At 69.3% G+C, this 21,693-nt stretch carries 19 protein-coding genes and 1 riboswitch; of the genes, 10 read left to right on the forward strand and 9 right to left on the reverse strand.

The genetic code is table 11. The features are described 5' to 3' along the window. Window positions 1-28: 28 nt before the first annotated feature. Together ABN611_RS26695 and ABN611_RS26700 are read right to left on the reverse strand one after the other, a co-directional pair. Complete coding sequence (locus ABN611_RS26695) at window positions 29-1,288, reverse strand: MFS transporter (protein ID WP_350274980.1); 1,260 nt, start codon at window positions 1,286-1,288, stop codon at window positions 29-31. Beyond that, on the reverse strand, window positions 1,285-2,511 hold the full coding sequence (locus tag ABN611_RS26700) for an aminotransferase class V-fold PLP-dependent enzyme (RefSeq protein ID WP_350274981.1): 1,227 nt from the start codon (window positions 2,509-2,511) through the stop codon (window positions 1,285-1,287). Before ABN611_RS26700 ends, ABN611_RS26695 begins: the two co-directional genes overlap by 4 nt. Between ABN611_RS26700 and ABN611_RS26705 the strand changes: the two genes are divergently transcribed. After that, complete coding sequence (locus ABN611_RS26705) at window positions 2,510-3,940, forward strand: PLP-dependent aminotransferase family protein (protein ID WP_350274982.1); 1,431 nt, start codon at window positions 2,510-2,512, stop codon at window positions 3,938-3,940. The two genes, ABN611_RS26700 and ABN611_RS26705, sit on opposite strands and share 2 nt — an antisense overlap. Window positions 3,941-3,947: 7 nt before the next feature. On the opposite strand, the gene ABN611_RS26710 is transcribed toward ABN611_RS26705, so the two are convergent. From ABN611_RS26710 to ABN611_RS26720, 3 genes are read right to left on the reverse strand one after another with little or no spacing between them, the layout of a single operon-like run. Further along, a complete protein-coding gene (locus ABN611_RS26710) occupies window positions 3,948-4,370 on the reverse strand; it encodes a hypothetical protein (protein ID WP_350274983.1) in 423 nt (140 codons plus the stop codon). Further along, window positions 4,346-5,365 carry a sulfatase-like hydrolase/transferase gene (locus tag ABN611_RS26715; RefSeq protein ID WP_350274984.1) on the reverse strand — a complete coding sequence of 340 codons (1,020 nt, stop codon included), beginning with the start codon at window positions 5,363-5,365 and terminating at the stop codon, window positions 4,346-4,348. The genes ABN611_RS26710 and ABN611_RS26715 overlap by 25 nt, the downstream gene beginning before the upstream one ends. Continuing rightward, a complete protein-coding gene (locus ABN611_RS26720) occupies window positions 5,358-6,374 on the reverse strand; it encodes a LacI family DNA-binding transcriptional regulator (RefSeq protein ID WP_350274985.1) in 1,017 nt (338 codons plus the stop codon). The genes ABN611_RS26715 and ABN611_RS26720 overlap by 8 nt, the downstream gene beginning before the upstream one ends. Before the next feature lie 124 nt (window positions 6,375-6,498). On the opposite strand from ABN611_RS26720, the gene ABN611_RS26725 reads away from it, so the two are divergent. The 8 genes from ABN611_RS26725 to ABN611_RS26760 all read left to right on the forward strand — a co-directional run bounded on the left by ABN611_RS26725 (window position 6,499) and on the right by ABN611_RS26760 (window position 16,208). After that, window positions 6,499-7,947: an extracellular solute-binding protein gene (locus tag ABN611_RS26725; RefSeq protein WP_350274986.1), complete on the forward strand. Its 1,449-nt coding sequence runs from the start codon at window positions 6,499-6,501 to the stop codon at window positions 7,945-7,947. A 14-nt stretch (window positions 7,948-7,961) separates the two neighbouring features. Further along, entirely contained in the window at window positions 7,962-8,933 is a 972-nt protein-coding gene (locus ABN611_RS26730) for a sugar ABC transporter permease (protein ID WP_350274987.1), read from the forward strand. Then, a complete protein-coding gene (locus ABN611_RS26735; protein ID WP_350274988.1) occupies window positions 8,930-9,826 on the forward strand; it encodes a carbohydrate ABC transporter permease in 897 nt (298 codons plus the stop codon). Before ABN611_RS26730 ends, ABN611_RS26735 begins: the two co-directional genes overlap by 4 nt. Continuing rightward, window positions 9,823-11,271, forward strand: coding sequence for a sulfatase-like hydrolase/transferase (locus tag ABN611_RS26740; RefSeq protein ID WP_350274989.1), 1,449 nt, complete (start codon window positions 9,823-9,825; stop codon window positions 11,269-11,271). Before ABN611_RS26735 ends, ABN611_RS26740 begins: the two co-directional genes overlap by 4 nt. 20 nt (window positions 11,272-11,291) lie before the next feature. Continuing rightward, entirely contained in the window at window positions 11,292-13,127 is a 1,836-nt protein-coding gene (locus ABN611_RS26745; RefSeq protein ID WP_350274990.1) for a sugar-binding domain-containing protein, read from the forward strand. 33 nt (window positions 13,128-13,160) lie between these two features. Further along, window positions 13,161-14,303 (forward strand): glycoside hydrolase family 43 protein, encoded by a 1,143-nt coding sequence (locus tag ABN611_RS26750; protein ID WP_350274991.1) that lies wholly within the window; start codon window positions 13,161-13,163, stop codon window positions 14,301-14,303. 116 nt (window positions 14,304-14,419) lie between these two features. Further along, complete coding sequence (locus ABN611_RS26755) at window positions 14,420-14,839, forward strand: YciI family protein (RefSeq protein ID WP_350274992.1); 420 nt, start codon at window positions 14,420-14,422, stop codon at window positions 14,837-14,839. A gap of 94 nt (window positions 14,840-14,933) precedes the next feature. Continuing rightward, window positions 14,934-16,208: an RNA polymerase sigma factor gene (locus ABN611_RS26760; RefSeq protein WP_350274993.1), complete on the forward strand. Its 1,275-nt coding sequence runs from the start codon at window positions 14,934-14,936 to the stop codon at window positions 16,206-16,208. Between the two features lie 10 nt (window positions 16,209-16,218). On the opposite strand, the gene glyA is transcribed toward ABN611_RS26760, so the two are convergent. The 4 genes from glyA to ABN611_RS26780 all read right to left on the reverse strand — a co-directional run bounded on the left by glyA (window position 16,219) and on the right by ABN611_RS26780 (window position 20,912). Then, on the reverse strand, window positions 16,219-17,478 hold the full coding sequence (gene glyA / locus ABN611_RS26765) for a serine hydroxymethyltransferase (protein WP_350281687.1): 1,260 nt from the start codon (window positions 17,476-17,478) through the stop codon (window positions 16,219-16,221). A 29-nt stretch (window positions 17,479-17,507) separates the two neighbouring features. Further along, window positions 17,508-17,888, reverse strand: a complete 381-nt coding sequence (gcvH, locus tag ABN611_RS26770; RefSeq protein ID WP_350274994.1) for a glycine cleavage system protein GcvH — start codon at window positions 17,886-17,888, stop codon at window positions 17,508-17,510. Window positions 17,889-17,896: 8 nt separating this feature from the next. Beyond that, window positions 17,897-19,003, reverse strand: a complete 1,107-nt coding sequence (gene gcvT / locus ABN611_RS26775) for a glycine cleavage system aminomethyltransferase GcvT (protein ID WP_350281688.1) — start codon at window positions 19,001-19,003, stop codon at window positions 17,897-17,899. 144 nt (window positions 19,004-19,147) lie between these two features. Beyond that, window positions 19,148-19,240, reverse strand: a riboswitch (glycine riboswitch). 73 nt (window positions 19,241-19,313) lie between these two features. Continuing rightward, window positions 19,314-20,912, reverse strand: a complete 1,599-nt coding sequence (locus ABN611_RS26780; RefSeq protein ID WP_350274995.1) for an alkaline phosphatase D family protein — start codon at window positions 20,910-20,912, stop codon at window positions 19,314-19,316. Window positions 20,913-21,199: 287 nt separating this feature from the next. On the opposite strand from ABN611_RS26780, the gene ABN611_RS26785 reads away from it, so the two are divergent. Further along, the gene (locus ABN611_RS26785) at window positions 21,200-21,493 is read left to right on the forward strand and encodes a BON domain-containing protein (RefSeq protein ID WP_350274996.1); all 294 of its coding nucleotides are present in this window, start codon (window positions 21,200-21,202) and stop codon (window positions 21,491-21,493) included. Window positions 21,494-21,693: the final 200 nt, after the last annotated feature.

Genomic DNA, 21,693 nt, shown 5'->3' on the forward strand with positions numbered 1-21,693 from the left:
AGACCGCGCGCGACGGATGGCTGTTGACTTAGCTTGCCGGTGAGCGGACGGCTTCCCCGAGCCTCGGGTACGTGGCGAGGCGGACGATCGGGGTGCGGGCCATGACCGGCACGATTGCCGCAGACACCAACGCCACCACCAGGAGCGCCGAGCGGGATCCGAGCGCCGCAGAGAGCAGCCCGCCGAGCAGGCCGCCGAGGGCGCCGCCGCCGAACAGCAGCGTGCGGAACACCGACGTCATCCGGCCCATCATGCGCTGCGAGGTGAGACCTTGCCGGGTACTGACGATGACCACGTTCGCCACGCCGAGCCCCAGATAGGTCACCAAGAACGACAAGGTGACAGCGGCAACGATCACAACCCGGGAACCTTCCGCCACCGGGATGATCAGCGGCCCGAGAAGCACCGCCGACTGGGCGACCAGATAGACCTTGCCGACCCGGAATCGCCGGGTAACCCACCCGGACAACAGCGCGCCGACGAGACCGCCGACCGAGGCCGCGGAGAAGACAGCGCCGAGGACCGCCGGCGGCAGCCCGAGATCCGTGGATCCATAGATGAGGAACATCGTCCACGTCGAGACCATCGAGAGATTGCAGCAGAACCCGATGAGCGCGAGCGCGCGCAGGATCGGATTCCCGAAGACCCACCGCAACCCCTCGCGCAGTTCCTCCACTGCACGCCGGCGTTCTGTGGACGCGTGCCTCTCCGGCACCCGGATCCGGCTGAGCGTCAGAACCGATACGAGGTAGGACACGGCGTCTACCGCGAGCGCGATAGGCGCTCCCACCGCCGACACCAGGAGTCCTGCGGCACCTGGCCCGACGACATCGGTCGCCGAGGAGGTGGCGCTCAGCTTGGCTGTGGCCTCCGGATAACGCGCCGGATCGCGAACGATCGACGGCACGAACGACATCCAGCTGACGTCGAACATCACCGACGCCAGCCCGATCACCGCCGCGAGCACCAGGAGCGCGGGCAGCGTCAGCAGACCGAAGGCATACAGGACCGGGAGCGCGGCCACGCTGATCAGCCGCACCAGATTGGCGCCGATCATGACCCGGCGGCGGCTCACCCGGTCGACCCAGACCCCGAACACGAGAGCGAGGAACAGGTACGGCGCCAACTGGACGAAGCGCAGTACGCCCACCTCCCCGTCGTCGGCGCCCAGCACCTCGATCGCCGTGAGCGGCAGGGCGAGGGTCGAGACCTGGGCGCCGAGTAGCGAGACGGTCTCCCCGGTCCAGAAGAGCCGGAAGTCCCGGTGTGCCGAGAGGCTCTGCTTCACTTCGCGCTCCCGGCCAGCTCGCCGACGACGCCGGTCACCTTCTCCACCTCGTCGAGGGTGTTGTAGTAGTGCGGCGAGAACCGGATGCACCAGTCGACCTGCTTGTCACCGAAGTCGTACTGCGCGAACTCCCGGAAGCTGAGCGCCGAGTTGATGCCGGCGGCATCGAGCGCCTGCTTGAACGCAGCCGGCTCCCATCCGTCGATTCCGGCCGTGACGAGCGCGCATCGAGTCGTCCCGTGGTCGAGAGTGCGAACGCCCGGGATCCGGCTCAGCCCGTCGCGGAGGACCTGCCCGAGCATCGTCGTACGCCGGGAGATCTTGTCGATGCCGATTCCGCGTGCGTACCTCGCGGCCGCGGCGGATCCGAGGAGCGTCGCGTAGGAGAATTCCCAGTCCTCGAACCGGGCGGCCGTCGCCATCGGGGTGTAGGCGTCGGGGCTCGACCAGCGGGCGCCGTACATGTCGATGAACAACGGCTCCATGCCGGACTGCAGGACCCGGTCGGAGACGTACAGGAAACCTGTCCCGCGAGGGCCGCGGAGGAACTTCCGGCAGGTCGAGGTGAGGAAGTCGCAGCCGATCTCGGAGACGTCGACGGGCAGTTGGCCGACCGACTGGCAGGCGTCGACGAGATAGAGCAGGTCGAGTTCGCGAGCGTGGCGGCCGATCGCCGCGACGTCCTGTACCAGTCCGGAATTGGTGGGTACGTGGGTCGCGGCGACGAGCCTCGGCCGCAGTTTCCGCATGAGGCCGGCCATCGCCTCGACGTCCACGCCGCCCTCCGGGGCGTCCGGGGCGTGCTCGATCCGGACACCGAGTCGCTTGCGCAAGGAGAGAAACGCAATCTGGTTCGAGATGAAGTCGTTCCGGGTGGTCAGGATGACGTCCCCGCGTTCGAACGGGACGGCGGACAAGGCCGTGGAATAGGCGTGCGTAGCGCTGCTGGCGAAGGCGATGTTGTCCGGGGCGCTCCCGATCAAGGCGCCGACCTCGTCGTAGAAGCCGCGGATTGCCTCTGTTCGCAAGGCGGAGGCCTCGTAGCCTCCGATCTGCGCCTCGAGTTCGAGGTGATCTTCGACGGCGGCGAGCACGGGGACGGCGATCAGGCCGCAACCCGCGTTGTTGAAGTGGATCCGGTTGTCCGCGCCGGGGGTGTCGCTCCGCAGAGCGGACAGAAGCGCTTCTGAGAAGCGGTCAGTAACGCTATTCTTATCTCTCATGCAACAGAGTAGCACTCAGGAGACGTTGGAGCGTTCGCTGCGCGATCTCGCGACAGGTCTTGAGCCGGGCGCACGGATGCCGACGGTGCGTGAGTTGGTCGAGCTGCACGGGGTCAGTCCAGTGACCGTGAGCAAGGCGGTTGCGCGACTCGTCTCGCAAGGTGTGCTGACCACCAGACCGGGGAGCGGCACGTACGTCGCGCCCCGATCCGCACAGCGCCAGGCTCCTCCCGACACGGCGTGGCAGACGCTGGCACTGGCCGACCGCCAGATCGATCTGAGCGCGCTTCGCACCGGGCCGCTGGCTGCACCCGGCTCGGGAACGATCAGGCTCGACGGTGGCTATCTGCATCGATCGCTGCAACCGGCCAAGGCGCTCGCCGGCGCGCTCGCGCGGGCGTCCCGTCGGCCGGACGCCTGGGACAGGGCGCCAGCCGCGGGCCTGTCCTCGCTGCGCAGCTACTTCGCCTCCGACACCGACGCCGACGTGAGTGTCGAGGACGTCCTCGTCACCTCCGGCGGTCAGAGTGCGCTGTCGCTGGTGTTCCGCGCCATCGGCGCTCCCGGCGACGCCGTCCTCGTGGAGTCGCCCACCTACCCCGGAGCGCTGGCGGCGATCGCGGCCGCCAACCTGCGTCCGGTCCCGGTCCCGATCGGTCCGGACGGTGTCGATCCGGCCGACGTCCAACGAGCCTTCGAGCACAGCGGCGCGCGGCTTTTCTACTGCCAGCCGACATTCCACAATCCGACCGGAGCGATCGTGCCGCCCGCGCAGCGAGCGAGGATCGTCGAGGTCGCGCGCGCCGCCGGCGCCTTCGTGGTCGAGGACGACTTCGCCCGGCACCTCGGGCACGGCGACGCCCTGGCCCCGAGCCTGCTGGCCCAGGATCCGTACGGCGCCGTCGTACAGCTCACGTCGCTGACCAAGCCCGCCGCGCCGAGCCTGCGCGTCGGCGCGATCATCGCCCGGGGCCCGATCGCCGAACGCCTGCAGGCGGCTCGGCGCGTCGACGACTTCTTCGTCAGCCGGCCACTCCAGGAAGCCGCCGTCGAACTCGTCAGCTCACCAGCCTGGTCCACCCACCTGAAAACCCTGCCGCGCCGGCTCGAACAGCGGCGCACCACACTGATCGACGCGCTCCGCGACCAGCTACCGACCTGGAACCCCGTGACCGACCCGCGCGGCGGCCTCCACCTCTGGTACCGCCTGCCACCCGGCATCACAGCCGAGGAAGTCGAACATCGGGCCGCCGCGCGTGGCGTCGTCGTCGACGGGGGCCGCCGCTACTTCCCCGCAGAACCTCCGGCCGCCCACATACGCCTGTCAATCGCCGGCACCGCGGATCTCCCAGCGTTGAAGCTTGCGGTCGACGCCCTGGCACAGGCCATCACCGCAGCACCGGGCGCCGATCAGGAGGTCAACGGCTGATACCGGCTCAGAGGTTTGCTGCCGAGAGCCGTGTCTCCCAATGTTTCAGCTCGGCTTGCAGGTTCCGCAGTACACCGGGCTCCTGATCCGCGACATCCCGCAGTTCGAACGGATCGGTCGAGAGGTCGAACAGCTGGGTGTGTGCAGGCTCGGCGAGCAGTTTCCACCGGCCGGCACGGACCATCCGGCGCACGCCCGACTGGGTCACCTCGTTCACCGTGTCGACGGCGAGCCGACCGTCCGCTTCGCGTCGTACACCCGGGGTCCTGTCACCGAGATCTTCCGCGCGGTACGGCGTACCCACGCCTTGCTCGACGTAGATGCTTCCGAAGTCGGCGGTCTCCTCGCCCTTCAGTACAGGCAGCAGGCTGCGCCCTTGCACACCCTCCGGGATCTTCTCGCCGATCAGCTCGCACAGCGTCGGGAACACGTCCGCGATCGAGACGTGCGCGGTACGGCCTGAGGAGCCGCGCCGGCGCCGTGGAACACCAGCGGTATCCGCGCCAGCACGTCGGGCAGCCCGGGACCCTTGCGCATCAGTCCGTACTCACCCGCGAAGTCCCCGTGATCGGCGAGCGCCACGACGAGGGTGTCGGTGAGCCGTCCGGTCGTCTCGAGGTGATCGACCAGCCGGGCGACCTGGTCGTCGACGAGACGCAGCATCCCGACGTAGTTGGCGCGGGCCCGTGCCAGGACGTCCGGGTCGGCTTCGCCCGCGAGCTCGGCCAGTCGGCCGGCGTACTGCCAGGGGAGGTCGCGATCGGCCAGTACGTCGAAGGATGTCGCGGCCGGCGGCACGGTCTCGGGTGTGTAGGTGGAGAAGTACGGCTCGGGCAACTGGTACGGCACATGAGGTTCGGGGATCGAGAGCCAGAGGAACGAGCGCTCGTCGGCGGCGGCGGTGTCGAGCCAGCGAATCGCCTCGTCCACCAGCCGCACCGGCAGCTGGTGCCGCAGCGGGTACGGCGTCGCGGTCGTCGTCGTACCGGGATGGGCGCGCAGCCAGTCGTCGAACTCGCGGTCAGCGCCGGTCGCGGCGGTCCGCGGCAGGCGGCCGTAGTGGCTGTACTCGACCCAGTGATCGAGCCGCTCAGCGGTCAGGTGCGAGTGGTTCTTGCCCACCAGCGCGGTCCGGAAACCGGCGGCGTCCAGTACGTCGATCAGGTCGGTGCAACGCTCCGGGTCGGCGTACCCGGTGTTGCCGTGGATCCCGTGGCCACTCGGGAAACGCCCGGTCAGCAGGCTGATCCGGGCCGGCACGCAGAGCGGACTCGTCGTGTAGGCGCGATCGAACCAGCGGCCGTTCGCGGCGAGCCGGTCGAGCGCCGGCGTGCAGTCGACCGCGAATCCTTCGCGCGCCGTCAGGTCCGCCCGGTGCTGGTCGGTCATGATCACGACGATGTTCCGGGGTGCCTGATCAGCCATGCTCGTGGTCTCCCGCGGTGCTCTCCCGGACCACGAGGTGGAAGCCGGCGACGAACTCCCGCGGCGCCGTCGGCTGCTCGGACGTCAGGCGATCGGCGAGCAGGCGGACGGCGGTCTCGGCGATGTGCTGCTTGTCGGGCGCGACCGACGTCAGACTCGGCCGGCTGAACCGGCTCTCCGCGATGTCGTCGATGCCGACCACGGCGACCTCGGCCGGGACCTCGACGCCGTGGTCGTGCAGCGCGCGGAGCGCGCCGTGGGCAAGCAGGTCGTTCGAGCAGAACAGGGCGTCCGGGCGCCGGCTGAGCGACATCAGACGAGCGACGGCCTCGGCGCCGTCCTGGTGGCGCCAGCGCCGGCGCGGTACGACGAGTCGCGCCGACGGTCGCAGGCCCGCGTCGAGCAGCGCGTCGCGGTACCCCTGGAACCGGCCGCGGGTCACGGCGTCCTCGCTCTCCCCGGCACCGATCGACGCGATCCGCTTCCGGCCGAGGTCGATGAGGTGCTCGGTCGCCGCCCGGGCCGCCGCGTAACTGTCGATCGCGACCCGGTCGGCGATCTTGGTCAGCCGCTCACCCAGCAGGACCATCGGCGTGGTGTCGGTGCGCGCGGCGAAGTCCTCGGCGGTCAGCCGGCGGGGAACGAACAGCAGGCCGTCGATCAGATGCGAGCGAATCCCTTGCAGGACAAGCCGTTCACGATCCGGGTCCGACTCGGTCTGATCGATCAGGACGGTCCAGCCATGGGCCTCCGCCTCCTTCACGACCAGTTCTGCCAGCTCGGCGAAGTACGGGTTGGCGATCTCCGGCACGGCGAGCGCGATGACGCCCGACCGGCCGCGGCGGAGGCTGCGCGCGGACACGTTCGGCCGGTAGCCGAGCTCCACGATCACCTGCTCCACCCGGGCCCGGGTGGCGACGCCGACCCGGCCGGTGCCGTTGACCACGTTGGACACCGTCTTGATCGAGACCCCCGCGCGCTCGGCGACATCCTTCAGGCTCGCAGCCACTGGCACCTCCTTCTCGCGATGGTCCGACGATACAACGTGAGATCACGCCGGCCCGCCATCCTCTGTACAGCGACGCGCGGTTCCTGGTACAACGCTGTACCAAGATTCCACCGAGGAGGACCCGATGATCAGCAGGCGAGGTTTTCTGGGCGCGTCGGCCGGCGCGGCGCTCGGCGCGCTCACCGCGAGTGCCTGTAGCACGGCACCCAGCGGCGGCCAGGCCGCCGGTGCGAAGACGTTGCGCTGCTGGGATCACTTCCAGCCGCGGGCGGACCTGCACAAGAAGCTGTTCGCGGACTTCCAGAAGTCGTCCGGGGTGGCCGTGGAATACACGGTCTACAACCCCAACCAGCAAGGGCAGGCGCTGCAACTGGCCTTCGGCAGCAAGCAACTGCCGGACGTGTTCACCACGGCCGGTGTGCAGTTGCCGCACGCACGGCTGCGCAAGGAGGGCTGGCTGGCGCCGATCGAGATCGAGAAGGAGGCGCTGTCGGCGATGCCCGCGGACGTCTTCCTGAACGGCTTCACCCACTTCGAGGACAAGCTCTACTCGCTTCCGTTGGTCAATTTCCGGCAGTATTCGACGCTGACGTGGTACAACGTGGAACTGGCGACGAAGGCGGGCCTGGACCCGGAGCGGGACCTGGCCACCTGGGACGGCTTCCGTCAGGCCGCGCGCAAGATCGAGGCCGCGGGCGGCGACGGGATCTCGGGCTGGATCGCACCGCTGCAGTTCGCGCCCCGGCTCGGCGAGCACGTGACCGAGCTGTCGATGGCGGCCGGCGGTGTCGGGGCAGTGGACCCCAGGACCGGTGAGTACGGCCACGCCCGCGACCCGTTCGTGCACGCGATCGAGTTCCTGGTCTCGCTGAAGAAGGACGGCCTGCTGTTCCCGGCGTCGACGTCCCTGGACGCGCGGACCTCCCGCGCTCGCTGGTCGACGGGTGTCGCCGGGCTGTTCTTCGACGGTCCGTGGAACATCGGAGTCGTCAACGACCAGTTCAAGTCGTTCCTGGACAAGGTCGGCGTAGCGCCGATCCCGACCTCCGAGGCCGGGCGCGAGGCGATCCTGTACGCGTCGCCGAAGGCCGGCGACTACTGCGTCGCCGCGACCTCGCAGCACCAGGACCAGGCTGCCGAGCTGGTGAAGCTGTTCACCTCCGAGGAGGTGATGCTGGCCGAGACCGAGCAGATGGACGGCATGCCGGTGAACCTCGACCTGGTCGACAAGGCGAAGGTGCACCCGACGTACAAGACCGCGGCCGGCATCTTCCGCCGCCAGGTGCGGCTGCGTCCGGCCGCCGAGGTGCGCAACCCGGGTGCCAGCGACGTGGTCGCGGAGATGAAGCAGATCGAGCCGAACCTGGGCGGCATCGTCCAGGGGGTCCTGAGCGGCCAGCTCAAGGACGTCCGGAAGGCGCTGAAGGAGTACGACGCGAAACTCACCGCCGAGCGGGACCGCGCGGTCAAGGCAGTCGCGGCCAAGGGCGTCGAGGTCACGGCCGACGACTGGGCGTTCGCGAACTGGACGCCGGGCCAGGACTACGGCCGCGACAAGTACAAGACCTCATAAGGATTGGGAGACCCGTGGCAGTCACCGCCGTGCCCGAGGCGCCGGCCGAGCGCCGGACCCGCCGGGCAGACCGTCCACCGAAAGGCAGCCGGCAGGGCCGCAACCAGCTGTGGGTCTGGTTGTTCCTCACCCCGACCGTCGTCCTGTACGGCGTCTACACCGTCTACCCGATCATCGCGAGTTACTGGTACTCGTTCGTCGAGTGGAACGGGTTCGACGCCGACAAGACCTGGGTCGGGCTGGCGAACTACAAGGCGGTGCTGGCCGACCCGCTGTTCTGGAACTCGTTCAAGATCACCGTGCTGTTCATGGTGGCCGTCGTACCGCTGAAGGTGCTGCTCACGCTGCTGCTCGCGCTGGTGCTGAACTCGCCGAAGCTGCCGCTGCGCACGCTGTTCCGGACCGCGTTCTTCCTGCCGGTGGTGACCACGACGGCGATCGTCGGGGTGGTCATGCAGTTCGTGTTCGACCCCGCTTCGGGTCCGGTGAACGTCGTACTGCGCGAACTGGGGCTGGTTGCCGACGGCATCAACTTCCTCGGTGATCCGAAGACGGCGCTGTGGACCGTGGTCGGGGTGTACATCTGGAAGTGGTTCGGGGTCACGTTGATCTACTGGCTGGCCGCGCTGCAGACGGTTCCGGACGAGGTCTACGAGGCCGCGGCGATCGACGGCGCGGGACCGTGGAAACTCCTGCACCACATCACCCTGCCGCTGCTGAAGCCGTTCGCGGTGATCATCACGCTGCTCACGCTGGAGAGCACGCTGAAGGTGTTCGACCTGATGCTGACCATGACCAACGGCGGGCCGTTCTACGCCACCGAGGTGGTCGAGATCTACATCTACCGCTGGGCGTTCGCGGCCACCGTCCCGCAACTCGGCTTCGCCTCCGCGGCCGCGGTGGTGTTCGGCCTGTTCGTCGGGCTCGTCGGCCTGCTCCAGCTGGCCGGGATCCGGGCCGTTCGCAAGACAAGGAGTGATCGATGAGTGTCGCCGACGAGGTGCTGAGCGCGCGGCGCGGTGCGGGCAACAACCGCTGGAGCACCGCCCGCCTGCTGCGCAGGCTGCCGTGGTGGATCGCCGCCGCGGTGATCGGGATCGGCGGACTGCTGTGGATCTATCCCTTCCTGTGGATGGTCGGCGCGTCGCTGAAGAACCCGCTGGAGGTCTTCACCGCCGGACTGTCGTTACTTCCGGAGAAGGCCGAGTGGTCCAACTACAGCCGTGCGTGGAGTGACGCCGGCTTCGGCAAGTACCTGATCAACACGGTGATCGTCACCGTGACCACCGTGATCCTGGTGGTACTGCGCTGTGCGATGGCCGGCTACGTGCTGGCCAGGCAGACCTTCTTCGGCCGCAAGGTCGTGATGGTGGTGCTGATCGCAACCCTGTTCGTGCCGACCGGGTACACGATCATCCCGGTCGTCGAGATCTCCGAGCAGCTCGGCCTACTGAACTCGCTGACCGGCATGGTGCTCGCGCTGTCCGGTGGTGCGCATGTGGCGTCGATCCTGCTCTACCTGGGCTACTTCCGGCAGCTGCCGCGCGAGCTCGAGGAGTCGGCCGTCATCGACGGTGCCGGGTTCTTCAACATCTTCGCCCGGATCATGCTGCCGCTGGCCAACCCGGTCACCGCGACGGTCACGCTGCTCACCTTCCTGGGCACCTGGAACGCGTTCTTCCTCCCGCTGGTGTTCAGCTTCTCCAGGCCGGACCTGCGCACCCTGAGCGTCGGCATGCTGGCGTTCGTCGGCGAGAACTCGACCGACTGGTCCGGCATGGCAGCGGCCGCGAGCATCTCGCTGCTGCCGGTGGTCGTCCTCTTCATACTTCTCCAACGCTACTTCGTCGAAGGAATCGCAGGAGCCGTCAAGTCATGACCATCCCCAGTGAACCCGCGCGTCCGAACATCCTGCTGATCTGCACCGACCAGCAGCGGTACGACGCGGTGCGGGCCTACGGCAACGACCACGTCCAGACCCCGAACCTCGACCGGCTGGCCCGCGACGGCGTACTGTTCGAGAACTGCTACGTGCAGAACCCGGTCTGCGCACCGTCGCGCGCCACGCTGATGACGTCGCGCTATCCGCACGCGCACGGGTTGTGGGCCAACGGCGTCCAACTCCCGGACCAGGAGCAGTTCTTCACGAAAGCCCTGGCCGACGACGGGTACGACTGCGGCCTGGTCGGCAAGCTGCACCTGTCGGCCTGCAAGGACGGTCGCCTGGAGCCGCGGCACGACGACGGGTTCCGGGTCTTCCGCTGGGCGCATGACCCGTACCCGGGGTCATCGGAGAACCAGTACCACCGGTGGCTCCGGGCGAAGTATCCCGAGTTGTACGACCAGGCGCTCGAAGGCGGCGGGTTCGACAACCTGCCAACGGAAGCGCACTACAGCCGGTGGGTCGGCAACGAGACGGTCGACTTCCTCCGCTCGGCCCGGGACCGGACGAAGCCGTTCTGCTTCATCGCGAACTTCTTCGATCCGCACCACGGCTTCGGCGCTCCGAAGGAGTACCTCGATCGCTACGTGGCCGATGACCTGCCCCGCCCGGTCACCCGGGACGGCGAGCTCGCGGGCAAGCCGCCGATTCTGACGGAAGCTTCGAAGGAGTCGTACGCCGGCCACGCGCGCGGCTACACGACGTACACCGAGGACGAACTCCAGCAGACCAAGGCGGCGTACTACGCGATGGTGAGCCTGGTCGACGACGAGGTCGGGCGGATCCTGGACGCGCTCGAGGCCGAAGGGCTCGCCGGCAACACGATCGTCGTGTTCACCAGCGACCACGGCGAGATGCTCGGCGATCACCAGCTGATGCTCAAGGGCCCGATGATGTACGAGTGCGCCGTCCGGGTGCCGCTCATCGTGCGGTGGCCCGGACAGCTGCCGGCCGGGGAGCGCCGCAGCGAGCTGGTGCAGTGGATCGACCTGGCGCCGACGTTCCTGGACGCTGCCGGGGTGCCGCCGCTGCCGCACGGTCAGGGGACCAGCTTATTGCCGTTGGCCCGAGGTGACGAGGACGCCGTACCGCGGGGCTGGGCGCTGTGCGAGTACCGCAACAGCGGGCATCCGTACGACCCGGCCGTCCACACCACGATGCTGCGCGCCGACCGGTGGAAGCTCGTCGTGTATCACGGCGCGCCGGCGACCGATCGCGAGCGCACCGGCGAGCTGTACGACCTGGTAGCGGATCCCGACGAGCTCGACAACCTCTGGGATGCGCCCGGCCACCGCGAGGTGCGGTTCGCGTTGCAGGAGCAACTGCTCGACGTTCTGGTCGCCACCGAAGACCGCAGCCAGCTCCGGCTGGACCACTACTGACGAAAGGGCTGGACACTTCTATGACGACCTATCCGCGGCCGCAGCTGGTGCGCGACGTCTGGACCGATCTGTGCGGCGAGTGGCGGTTCGCGTTCGACGACGACGACCGCGGGCTGCTCGAACGGTGGTGGGAATCCGCCGACGCGTTCGACCGGTCGATCATCGTGCCGTTCCCGCCGGAGTCGAAGGCGTCCGGCGTGCACGAGCCGGGCTATCACCCGGTGGTCTGGTACCGCAGGACCTTCGCGGCGAACCCGGCCGCGGGCGAGCGCACGTTGCTGCACTTCGGCGCGGTGGACTACCGGGCGAAGGTGTGGGTCAACGGCGTACCGGTCGGCGAGCACGAAGGTGGGCACACGCCGTTCACGCTGGATGTGACCGACACGCTCGACACGGCACTGGCCGAGCAGGTGGTCGTCGTCTGCGCGGAGGATCGTCCGCTGGACGTCAGCCAGCCTCGCGGCAAGCAGGACTGGCTGCCGGAACCGCACGCGATCTGGTATCACCGTACGTCGGGTATCTGGCAGCCGGTCTGGACGGAGACGGTGCCGGTGCTGCACGTCACCGATCTCACCTGGACGCCGGAGATCCACGCGGCTCGGGTGCGCCTGACGGTCCGGCTGAGCGCGGTGCCGTCGACACCGGTGACGCTGCGCCTCGGTCTGCGGCTGGGTGACGAAGTACTCGTGGAGCAGTCCGTGCGGGTCACCGACGCGGTCAGCGAGCACGAGATCGCCGTACCGGCGCTCCGCAACGGGCAGCACCGGGGCCGCCTGCTGTGGACACCGTCGTCTCCGACGTTGATCGACGCCGATGTCGCTGTCCTGGACGGCGACCGCGTCGTGGACGAAGTGGCCGGCTACCTCGGCCTGCGAAGCGCGGGCGTCGGAGACGGCCGGTTCCTGCTGAACGGGCACCCGTACTTCCTGCGCCTCGTCCTCGGGCAGAACTACTGGCCGCAGTCGCACCTGGCCGCGCCGAGCGACGATGCCCTCCGCCGCGAGGTCGAGCTGATCAAGGCGCTGGGCTTCAACGGCGTACGGATCCATCAGAAGGTCGAAGACCCGCGGTTCCTGTACTGGTGTGACCGGCTCGGGCTGCTCGTCTGGGGCGAGATGGCCAACGCCTTCCAGTTCTCCGTGCAGGCCGTCGAGCGGCTGACCCGCGAATGGCTGGACGTCGTACGGCGGGACGCCAGTCATCCGTGCGTGGTGACCTGGGTGCCGCTGAACGAGAGCTGGGGCGTGCAGGACATCGCCGTCCGCGAGGACCAGCAGCACTATGCGACCGCGCTGTACCACCTGACGAAGGCGATCGACCCGTCCCGGCCGGTGATCTCCAACGACGGCTGGGAGCACACCGAGAGCGACATCTGGGGCGTGCACGACTACGCGCCGACCGGGGAGAGCCTGCGTGAGCGGTACGGCGCGGCGGAAGCGGTCCGGCGTACCTTGCACGAGGGGAGTCCCGGTCGTCGGCGGGTCCTGCTCGGCGACCCGGTCTACCGAGGTCAGCCAGTGGTGCTGACCGAGTTCGGCGGGCTGAGCTACACGCCGTCGGCGGGGGAGAAGTGGTTCGGGTACGGCACGGTCGAGTCCGCCGACGAGCTGCGTGACCGGCTGGCCGAGCTCGTCGACGCACTCGTCGACAGTCCCCAGGTGGCCGGCTTCTGCTACACGCAGCTCACCGACACCGAGCAGGAGCGCAACGGCCTGCTGACCGAGGACCGTGAGCCCAAGCTCCCGCTGGACGTGATCCACGAGATCCTCACCCGCCCGGCGCGTTCCATCCCGTCCGAACTGGTCGACGCCCAGCGCACCCGCGCGAGGTCCGCGGCCGGCCACCAGCACCCCTGACCTGTCCGTCCCTTCACTCCTCCGGAGGCAACCGTGGCACCACCATCCGCCCACTCGTCCCGTAGTACGTCGTCCCGCTCGTCCCGCTCGTCCCGCTCGTCCCGCTCGTCCCGCTCGTCCCGCCGTACCGCCGTCCGGCCGCACCGCCAGGCCAAGCTGGCCGCCCTGGCCGCCGCACTGCTCCTGGCTGTCGGTCTGACGGCCGCCGTCCCGCCCTCCCCGGTAGCAGCGGAGCCGGCGGTGCCGCAGCCGGTGCTCGACCCAGCCGCCGACCCAGGCTTGCTGCAGGCCGAAGGCCGGTACTGGGCCTACGCGACCGGCGGCCTCACAAAAGTTGCCTCGGCCCCCACACCGCAGGGCCCGTGGACGACAGGTCCGGACGCCCTGACCCGTTGGCCGGGCTGGGCATCCGGCGCGGGAGCGGTATGGGCTCCCGACGTACTGCGGACCGCCGACGGCTACGTGCTGTACGTCGCCGCGATCGCCAAGGGCTTCGCGGGCCAGCGCTGCATCGGTGCCGCGGTCTCGCAGCACCCGGGCGGCCCGTACGAACCGGTCGACCGTCCGCTGATCTGCCCGATCCTCGACGGCGAGGATCCGGTCGCCGACCGCCCGAACCAGACCTCCGGCGTGATCGACCCGGCGCCGTTCGTCGACACCGACGGCCGCACCTACCTCCTGTACAAGACCCAGAAGACGCCGGGCACGCTGCGCATGGTCGAGCTCACGGCCGACGGTCTCCACGTCGCGCCGGGAGCCGTGAGCCGGGAGCTGTGGCGCCAGCACGACAGCATCGAGAACCCGGTCATGGTCAAGCGTGGCGACTGGTACGTCCTGCTGGCGTCGGCCAACTGGTACGACCAATGCCGCTACGCCACCGTCTGGCGCCGATCCAAAGACTTGTGGTCGTTCGCCGACAAGCCCGAACACACCCTGCTCGACCAGGCGAACACCGGCCTCTGCGGTCCGGGCGGCGCCGACGTCGTGATCGGTTCCGACGAACCGAGCCGCATCTTCCTCCACGGCTGGGTCTGCCCACCCGACAACGGCCCCTGCCCCTACGAAGGCCTGGTCACCGACCCGAACAAGCGCCGCGTCATGTACGCCGCCGTTCTGACCTGGGGAGACGACGACGCCACGCCGACCGTCCCCGCCTTCCTCCGCCCGATCACCTGACGCGCTCTGATGTGTCTGCGGAATAATTTCGGCCGGGGTGTCGATTCGGTGGTCCGCCGGTCGACCTAGGCGCGAGAGCGGTCCGGTCGGGACCGTCCCAGTGGAGGAGAAGCAGGATGAAGTACATGCTGATCATGCGCGCCACCGACGAGGCGATGGCTGCGGCGGCGGATCTGGACTTCGCCGAGATCATGGAGTCGATGGGCCGGTTCAACGCCGAGATGATCAACGCCGGTGTGCTGGTCGCGGCCGAAGGCCTGGACGACGCCGCGGACGGGGTCGTGGTGGACTACTCCGGTGAGACGCCGGTGGTGACCGACGGTCCGTACGGCGAGACCAAGGAGCTGTTCGGCGGCTACTGGATCCTCGACGTGGCCTCGAAGGAGGAGGCCGTGGAATGGGCCAAGCGGGCGCCGCTGGCCGGGCCGGGGATGAAGGCGGAGATCCGCCGGGTGTCCAGCATCGACGAGTTTCCGCAGGACAACGAGTGGATCCAGAAGGAGCGGGCCTGGCGCGAGGCGACCGGCCAGCTCTAGCGGTGCAGCGCCGGCAGGAGGTACGACGCCGTACCGGTGCGGCACGTACCTCCTGCGCCGTTGTCCTGTCCGTGGAGTGGGAGCTGGAGTGCGGGTGAACGAGGGTAGGCAGGCGGTCGAGACGGTCTGGCGGATGGAATCGGCGCGGATCGTGGGCGCGCTGGCCCGGCTGACCGGTGACCTGGCGCTCGCCGAGGACCTGGCGCAGGAGGCGATGGCCGAGGCCCTCGTGACGTGGTCTCGGGAGGGGCCGCCGCGGCACCCGGTGGGCTGGTTGCTCACGGTCGGGCGGCGACGCGCGATCGATGCGTTCCGGCGCCGGTCGAAGTTGGACGAGCGGTACGCGACTCTGGCCCACGAGCTGACCGAGGGCGGAGCGTCGTCCGGTGGCCCCGCCGTGGGCACCGGCCCGGACGAGCTGTTGTGGGACCCGGACCGGATCGACGACGACATCTTGTCGCTGGTGTTCGTCTCGTGCCACCCGGTCTTGAGTCGGGAGGCGCAGGTCGCGTTGACGCTGCGGGTGGTGGGCGGCCTCACCAGTGACGAGATCGCCCGGGCGTTCCTGATCCCGACCGCGACCGTGCAGGCCCGGATCACGCGGGCGAAGAAGACACTGGCAGCGGCGCAGATCCCGTTCGGTCTGCCGCCCCGGGAAGAGTGGCGGGAGAGGCTCGGATCCGTGCTGAGTGTGGTGTACCTGATCTTCACCGAGGGCGCGTCCGCGTCGTCGGGGTCGGAGCTGATCCGGGTGGACCTCGCGCACGAGGCTCTCCGGATGGCGCGGGTGCTCACCCGGTTGTTGCCGGACGAGCCGGAGATCTTCGGGCTGCTCGCGCTGCTGGAGCTGACCTCCGCCCGGTTCCCGGCCCGGACCGGACCTGACGGCGACCCGATCCTGCTCGAGGACCAGGACCGCCGCCGCTGGGACCGCACCGCGATCCGCCGCGGCCGCGCCGCCCTGGCCACCGCGGGCAAGGTCGGCCGCGGACTCGGCGCGTACGGCGTCCAGGCAGCGATCGCCGAATGCCATGCCGTCGCGCCGTCCGTCCCGGAAACCGACTGGGCACAGATCGTCCTGCTGTACGACGCCCTCAATCGCCTGGCGCCGTCCCCGATCGTCGCGCTCAACCGCGCCGTTGCCGTCTCGATGGCATCCGGCCCCGCCGCCGGCCTGGCCGAAACGGACAAGCTCCTCGACGACAGCCTGCTCCGTACCTCCCACCACCTCCCGACCGTCCGCGGCGAACTATTCACCCGGCTAGGCCACACCGAGAAAGCCCGCGCCGAACTCACCCGCGCCGTAGAGCTGTGCCAGAACACCCGCGAACGCAAAATCCTGACCCGCAAACTCGACAACCTCGTCTAGGCGGTGGAGCTCAGTGGTTTGTGTACAAAGGATGAGCTGCGGCGAGTACGGCGACCCGCTGGCGTAGGGCAGTCAGGTCAACGTCGGCGGGGGCCGTCAGGGCCTCGGCGATGATGTCGGCGACCTCGGCGAATGCCGCCGCACCGAAGCCTCGCGTCGCGAGCGCCGGCGTGCCGATTCTGAGGCCTGACGTCACCATGGGTGGGCGCGGATCGAACGGGACCGCGTTGCGGTTGACGGTGATGTCGATCGAGGCCAGACGGTCCTCCGCCTGTTGCCCGTCGAGGACGCAGTCGCGCAGGTCGACGAGCACCAGATGGACGTCGGTGCCACCCGACACCACCGAGATGCCGTGCTTGGCGACGTCATCGCGGACCAGCCGCTCGGCCAGGATCCGCGCACCGGACACGACGCGTTCCTGCCGTTCGCGGAACTCCTCCGAGGCGGCGATCTTGAACGCGACGGCTTTCCCCGCGATCACGTGCTCGAGCGGTCCGCCCTGCTGGCCTGGGAAGACGGCGGAGTTGAGCTTCTTCGCCAGGTCGGCGTCGTTGGTCAGGATGATCCCGCCACGCGGGCCGGCCAGCGTCTTGTGCGTGGTCGACGTCGTGACGTGCGCATGTGGCATCGGCGACGGGTGGAGGCCCGCCGCGACAAGCCCGGCGAAGTGCGACATGTCGACCATCAGGTACGCGCCCACCGTATCGGCGATCCTCCGGAACTCCGCGAAGTCCAGGTGCCGCGCGTAGGCCGACCAGCCCGCCACGATCAGCTTGGGTCGGTGCTCGTGCGCCAGTCGCTCGACCTCGGCCATGTCGATCCGGTGGTCGTCGGCGCGGACCTGGTACGGAATCACGTCGTACAGGCGCCCGGAGAAGTTGATCCGCATCCCGTGGGTGAGATGGCCGCCGTGCGCCAGGCTCAACCCCATGATGGTGTCGCCGGGACGGATCAGCGCGTGCATCACCGCCGCGTTCGCCTGGGCGCCCGAGTGGGGCTGGACATTTGCGTACGCCGCATTGAACAGCGCCTTCGCCCGGTCGATGGCCAGCTGCTCGATCACGTCGACGTGCTCGCAGCCGCCGTAGTACCGGCGGCCCGGGTAGCCCTCGGCGTACTTGTTGGTGAGCACCGAACCCTGCGCCTGCATGACCGCGGCCGCGGTGTGGTTCTCCGACGCGATCATCTCCAGTCCGTCGCGCTGCCGGGTCAGCTCCGCGGCGATGCCGGCCGCGATCTCGGGGTCGAGATCGGGGAGCTGGGCGTCCAGGCTGGGTGAGACGATCTGCTGGAAGGCGTTCACAGCTCGCCGCCGTGCTTGGCGGCGTACTCCTCGGCCGACAACAGCGGGCCGTCCTCGGTGTCCTTCAGCTTGAACAACCAGGTGCCGTACGGGTCCGCGTTGATCGCCGCCGGGTCCTCGACCGCGGCCGGGTTGACCTCGACGATCTCGCCGGAGACGGGGGAGTACAGGTCCGACACGGACTTGGTCGACTCCACCTCGCCACAGGTGTCGCCGGCGGCCACGGTGGCACCGACCTCGGGAAGTTCGACGTACACGATGTCGCCGAGCGCGTCCGTGGCGATCGCGGAGATGCCGACGGTGACCACGCCGCCGTCCTCGCGGGCGACCCACTCGTGCTCGTCGGAGTACTGCAGTCCAGCGACTACTCTCGGCATGGCCGTCCTCACTTCTGACGTCGGTAGAAGGGCAGGGTGGTGACTTCGAAGGGTTCTGGCGTGCCGCGGAGATCGACCTGCAGCGCGGTTCCGGGCTCGGCGTACTGCGCGTCGACGTACGCGAGCGCGACCGGTACGCCGAGGGTCGGGCTCGGCTGGCCGGAGGTCACCTCGCCGACGACGACACCGTCCTTGAGCACCGGGTAGTGGCTGCGCGGTGCGCGCCGCCCGGCGCCGGTCAGGCCGACGAGTCGGCGCGCCGGACCCGCGTCCTTGCGCGCCTCCAGCGCGGCTCGGCCGACGAAGTCTTCCTTGCTGAAAGCAACAACCCCGCCGAGACCGGCCGCGAACGGGTCACCCTCGCGCGAGAGTTCGTTGCCGTAGAGCGGCATCCCCGCTTCCAGGCGCAGCGAGTCGCGGGCCGCCAGACCGGCCGGAGTGAGCTCGCCCTCGGCGGCCGCGGCTTCGATCGCGCGCCAGACCTGGACGGCGACGTCGTTGCCGACGAAGATCTCGAAGCCGTCCTCGCCGGTGTAGCCGGTGCGCGCGACCAGCAGGTCCAGGCCGGTCACCGTGACCTCGACCGCGGCGTAGTACTTGAGAGTGGTCAGACGGTCCTGCTGGTCGGCCGGGATCAGCCGGAGCAGGATCTGCTCGGCCCTGGGGCCTTGTACGGCGATCAGCGAGGTCCGCGCGGAGGCGTCGTCGATCGTCACCTGAAAGCTCTGCGCGCGCTCGGTGAACGCGGCAGCCACGGTCTCCGCGTTACCGGCGTTCGGTACGACGAGGAACCGGTCGGCACTGCGCCGGTAGGCGATCAGGTCGTCGATCACGCCGCCGTCCGCGGCGCAGATCAGCGAGTACTTCGCCTTGCCGACGGCCATCGCCGACAGTTTGCCGACCAGCGCGTGGTCGAGGAACGCCGCGGCGTCCGGCCCGGTGACCCAGAGCTCGCCCATGTGCGACAGGTCGAACAACCCGGCGGATCGCCGTACGGCGTGGTGCTCGGCGAGCTCGGAGCGGTACTTCAGCGGCATCTGCCAGCCGCCGAAATCGGTGAAACTCGCACCGAGCCGCTCGTGTTCGGAACGCAGGGCGGTGTACTTCGCGGGCATGAGGAACTCCAGCATCCGGGTGGCGCGCGCCACGAGATCGGGGTTCCTCCCCGCTCTGTCTCGGACCTGAGAGATTCCGCGCGGCCGGTGGGCCCGCGCTTGCACCGTCGGTGAGCCGGACGACCGGCTGCTTTCCAGAGTTGCCTGACCGCGGCGGTACGGGGGCCTGAGAGATTCCCGGGGAGGATTTGCTCCTACGGCACCTGCCTGGCGACAGGATTCTCCCGCCGCGGATCATCAGCGTGTTCGGTTGTGGGTACTACGCGTCGCACCCTAAGTGCATCCCGCCACCCGCACAAGTCCAGGCATGTCAGGCGGTGCGGTGGATGCCGGGGATCGCGTTGTACACCTCGAAGGAGGCCGCGGTGAAGACCGGGTCGTCGTGGCGGGAGACCTTGTCGACGGCGCGGACGTCTGCGTGCAGGCGGTCGGCGTCGAGGTCGCAGAGGATGTAGCCGCAGTGCAGGTCGGCCCATTTCAGGGACGGGTTGACGCGGCGGCGGACCTGGCGGGCCTCGTTCGCGGCGGGATTGAAGTCCTGCGCGCTGGTGATCGACGTACTGGTCATCTCGGCGCCGATGACGCGGGAGGTCGGGTCGGTGGTGTCGGCCGAGATATCGGAGACGTAGCTGCAGTGCACGTCGCCGGAGAGTACGACGAAGTTCGACGACGTGCCGCGTGCCTGGGAGTCGGCGACGGTGTCGAACAGCCGCTGCTGGCCGGCCTGGTAGCCGTCCCACGTGCCGGGGGAGAAGGTGGCCGGGGCTTCCGGGTCGGCGGCGGTGTTGAGCCGCGCCATCAGGATCTGCTGCGCCACCAGGTTCCAGCGGACCTGCTCGGCGCCGAACCCGGCCGTGAACCAGCGCTCCTGCTCCGCGCCGAGGATCTCGCGGGCCGGGTCGCGCCGTGGTCCCTGGTCGGCGGCGGCTCCGCCGGTGACCTGCGGATCGCGGTACTGGCGGGTGTCGAGGACGTCGAGCTGGGCCAGCCGGCCGTGCCGGAACCGCCGGTACAGGCGGGCGTCGGCGCCGCGCGGAGGCTGCGGCCAGCACAGCGGCTGGAACTCCCAGTACGCCCGGTACGCCGCCGCGCGGCGGTCGAGGTTCGGCGTACCGGACTCGTAGTCGTTGGCGACTTCGTGGTCGTCCCAGGACAGGATCCAGGGCATCGCGCTGTGGGCGGCGAGGAGGTCGGGATCCGTGCGGTACAACGCGTAGCGCAGCCGGTACTGGTCGAGGGTGACCGTGGTGGGGACGACCTCGGCGGGCAGATTCGGGTCGATGCGGCGGCCGACGGCCAGCTGCTGGACCGGGTACTCGTACAGGTAGTCGCCGACGAACAGCATCAGGTCGGCGTCCTGGGCGACGGCGTCGGCCATCGTCTGGAAGTACCCGGCGCGCCAGTTCTGGCAGGAGGCGACCGCGAAGCGCAGCGGACGCATCGAGTGGCTCGGCGGCATCGTGCGCGTCCGGCCGACCTCGCTGACGTGACCGCCGGCACGGAAGCGGTACCAGTACACCCGGCCCGGGCGCAGGCCGCGGACGTCGACGTGCACCGTGTGGGAGGTGTCCGGGCTGGTCGTCGTCGTACCGGAGCGGACCACGCGGTGGAAGCGCTCGTCCTCGGCGACCTGCCAGTCGACGCCGACCCGGGCGCCCTCGTCGAGCCCGCCGTTCGGCAGCAGCGGCGCCGGCGCGATCCGCGTCCAGATCACCACCGCGTCCTGCACCGGGTCGCCGGAGGCGACACCCTGCGTGAACGGGTACGGCAGTACGCCGCCACTCCTGGCTGTTGCGGGCTGCGGCATCGCGAGGCTGAACGCGAGCCCGGCGGCGCTGCCGCCGGCCAGGGTGAGGAACCGACGGCGATCGAACTCGGGCAGTGTCCGGAACGAAGTCCTGGCAGTCATGACGCGGGACGCTAACAGCCCAACGACCGCAGGAGAAGATCTTGTAACGCAATCCGCCGTTAAAATCTCAAGACCGAGTGGTGAATTGAAGGCCTGGTTTCGGGGTGGTTCGGGTGGGGCACTGGGGCGGCCGGTGGCCACGGTTGGTGGCGCGGTCTTCAAGGGTTCATCGCGCCACCCCGCGGTCATCCTGTACTGCGTCCCGCATGCCGGCGGGTACCGGAGAAGCGCCGCCGGCTGGTGTCGCACGCGGCGACCGGCTGGTGGTGGCGGCCGGAGGTGGCGCGATGACGGATCCGTGGACGTACCCGCAGGAGAGGTACTACGACAAGTGGTGGGAAGGGCCGGTGCCGCCGGGGCATCCGAGTGATCGCGAGATCAAGTCGATCGTCGTCGATCGGCTCAAGGAGAACCCGCACACCAAGGACGACGACATCCGCGTCGACGTCAAACAGGCCGTGGTCATCCTCGGCGGCGAGGTGTCGTCCTGGCTGGCCAAGCGAGCCGCCGGTGACGACGCCTGGGACACGCCCGGTGTGGTCGACGTCAGCAACCAGCTGAAACCACGGCAGTCGCCCTGAGTCGTTCCGCACGCGTTGATCAGTCGGGCATGTGACGCGGCGACTTGGGTACACGCCGGCTGATCAACTCCCGATCAGCAGGAGGCAGCGATGCTTGCCCTGGTCATCGATCCTGAGACCATCCCACCGGCGCCGCCGGACCCGAACGCGCCACCGGTACCACCGACCCCGACCCGGCCGGAACCGACCGAACCACCGGA

Source organism: Kribbella sp. HUAS MG21, assembly GCF_040254265.1.
Classification (GTDB): Bacteria; Actinomycetota; Actinomycetes; order Propionibacteriales; family Kribbellaceae; genus Kribbella.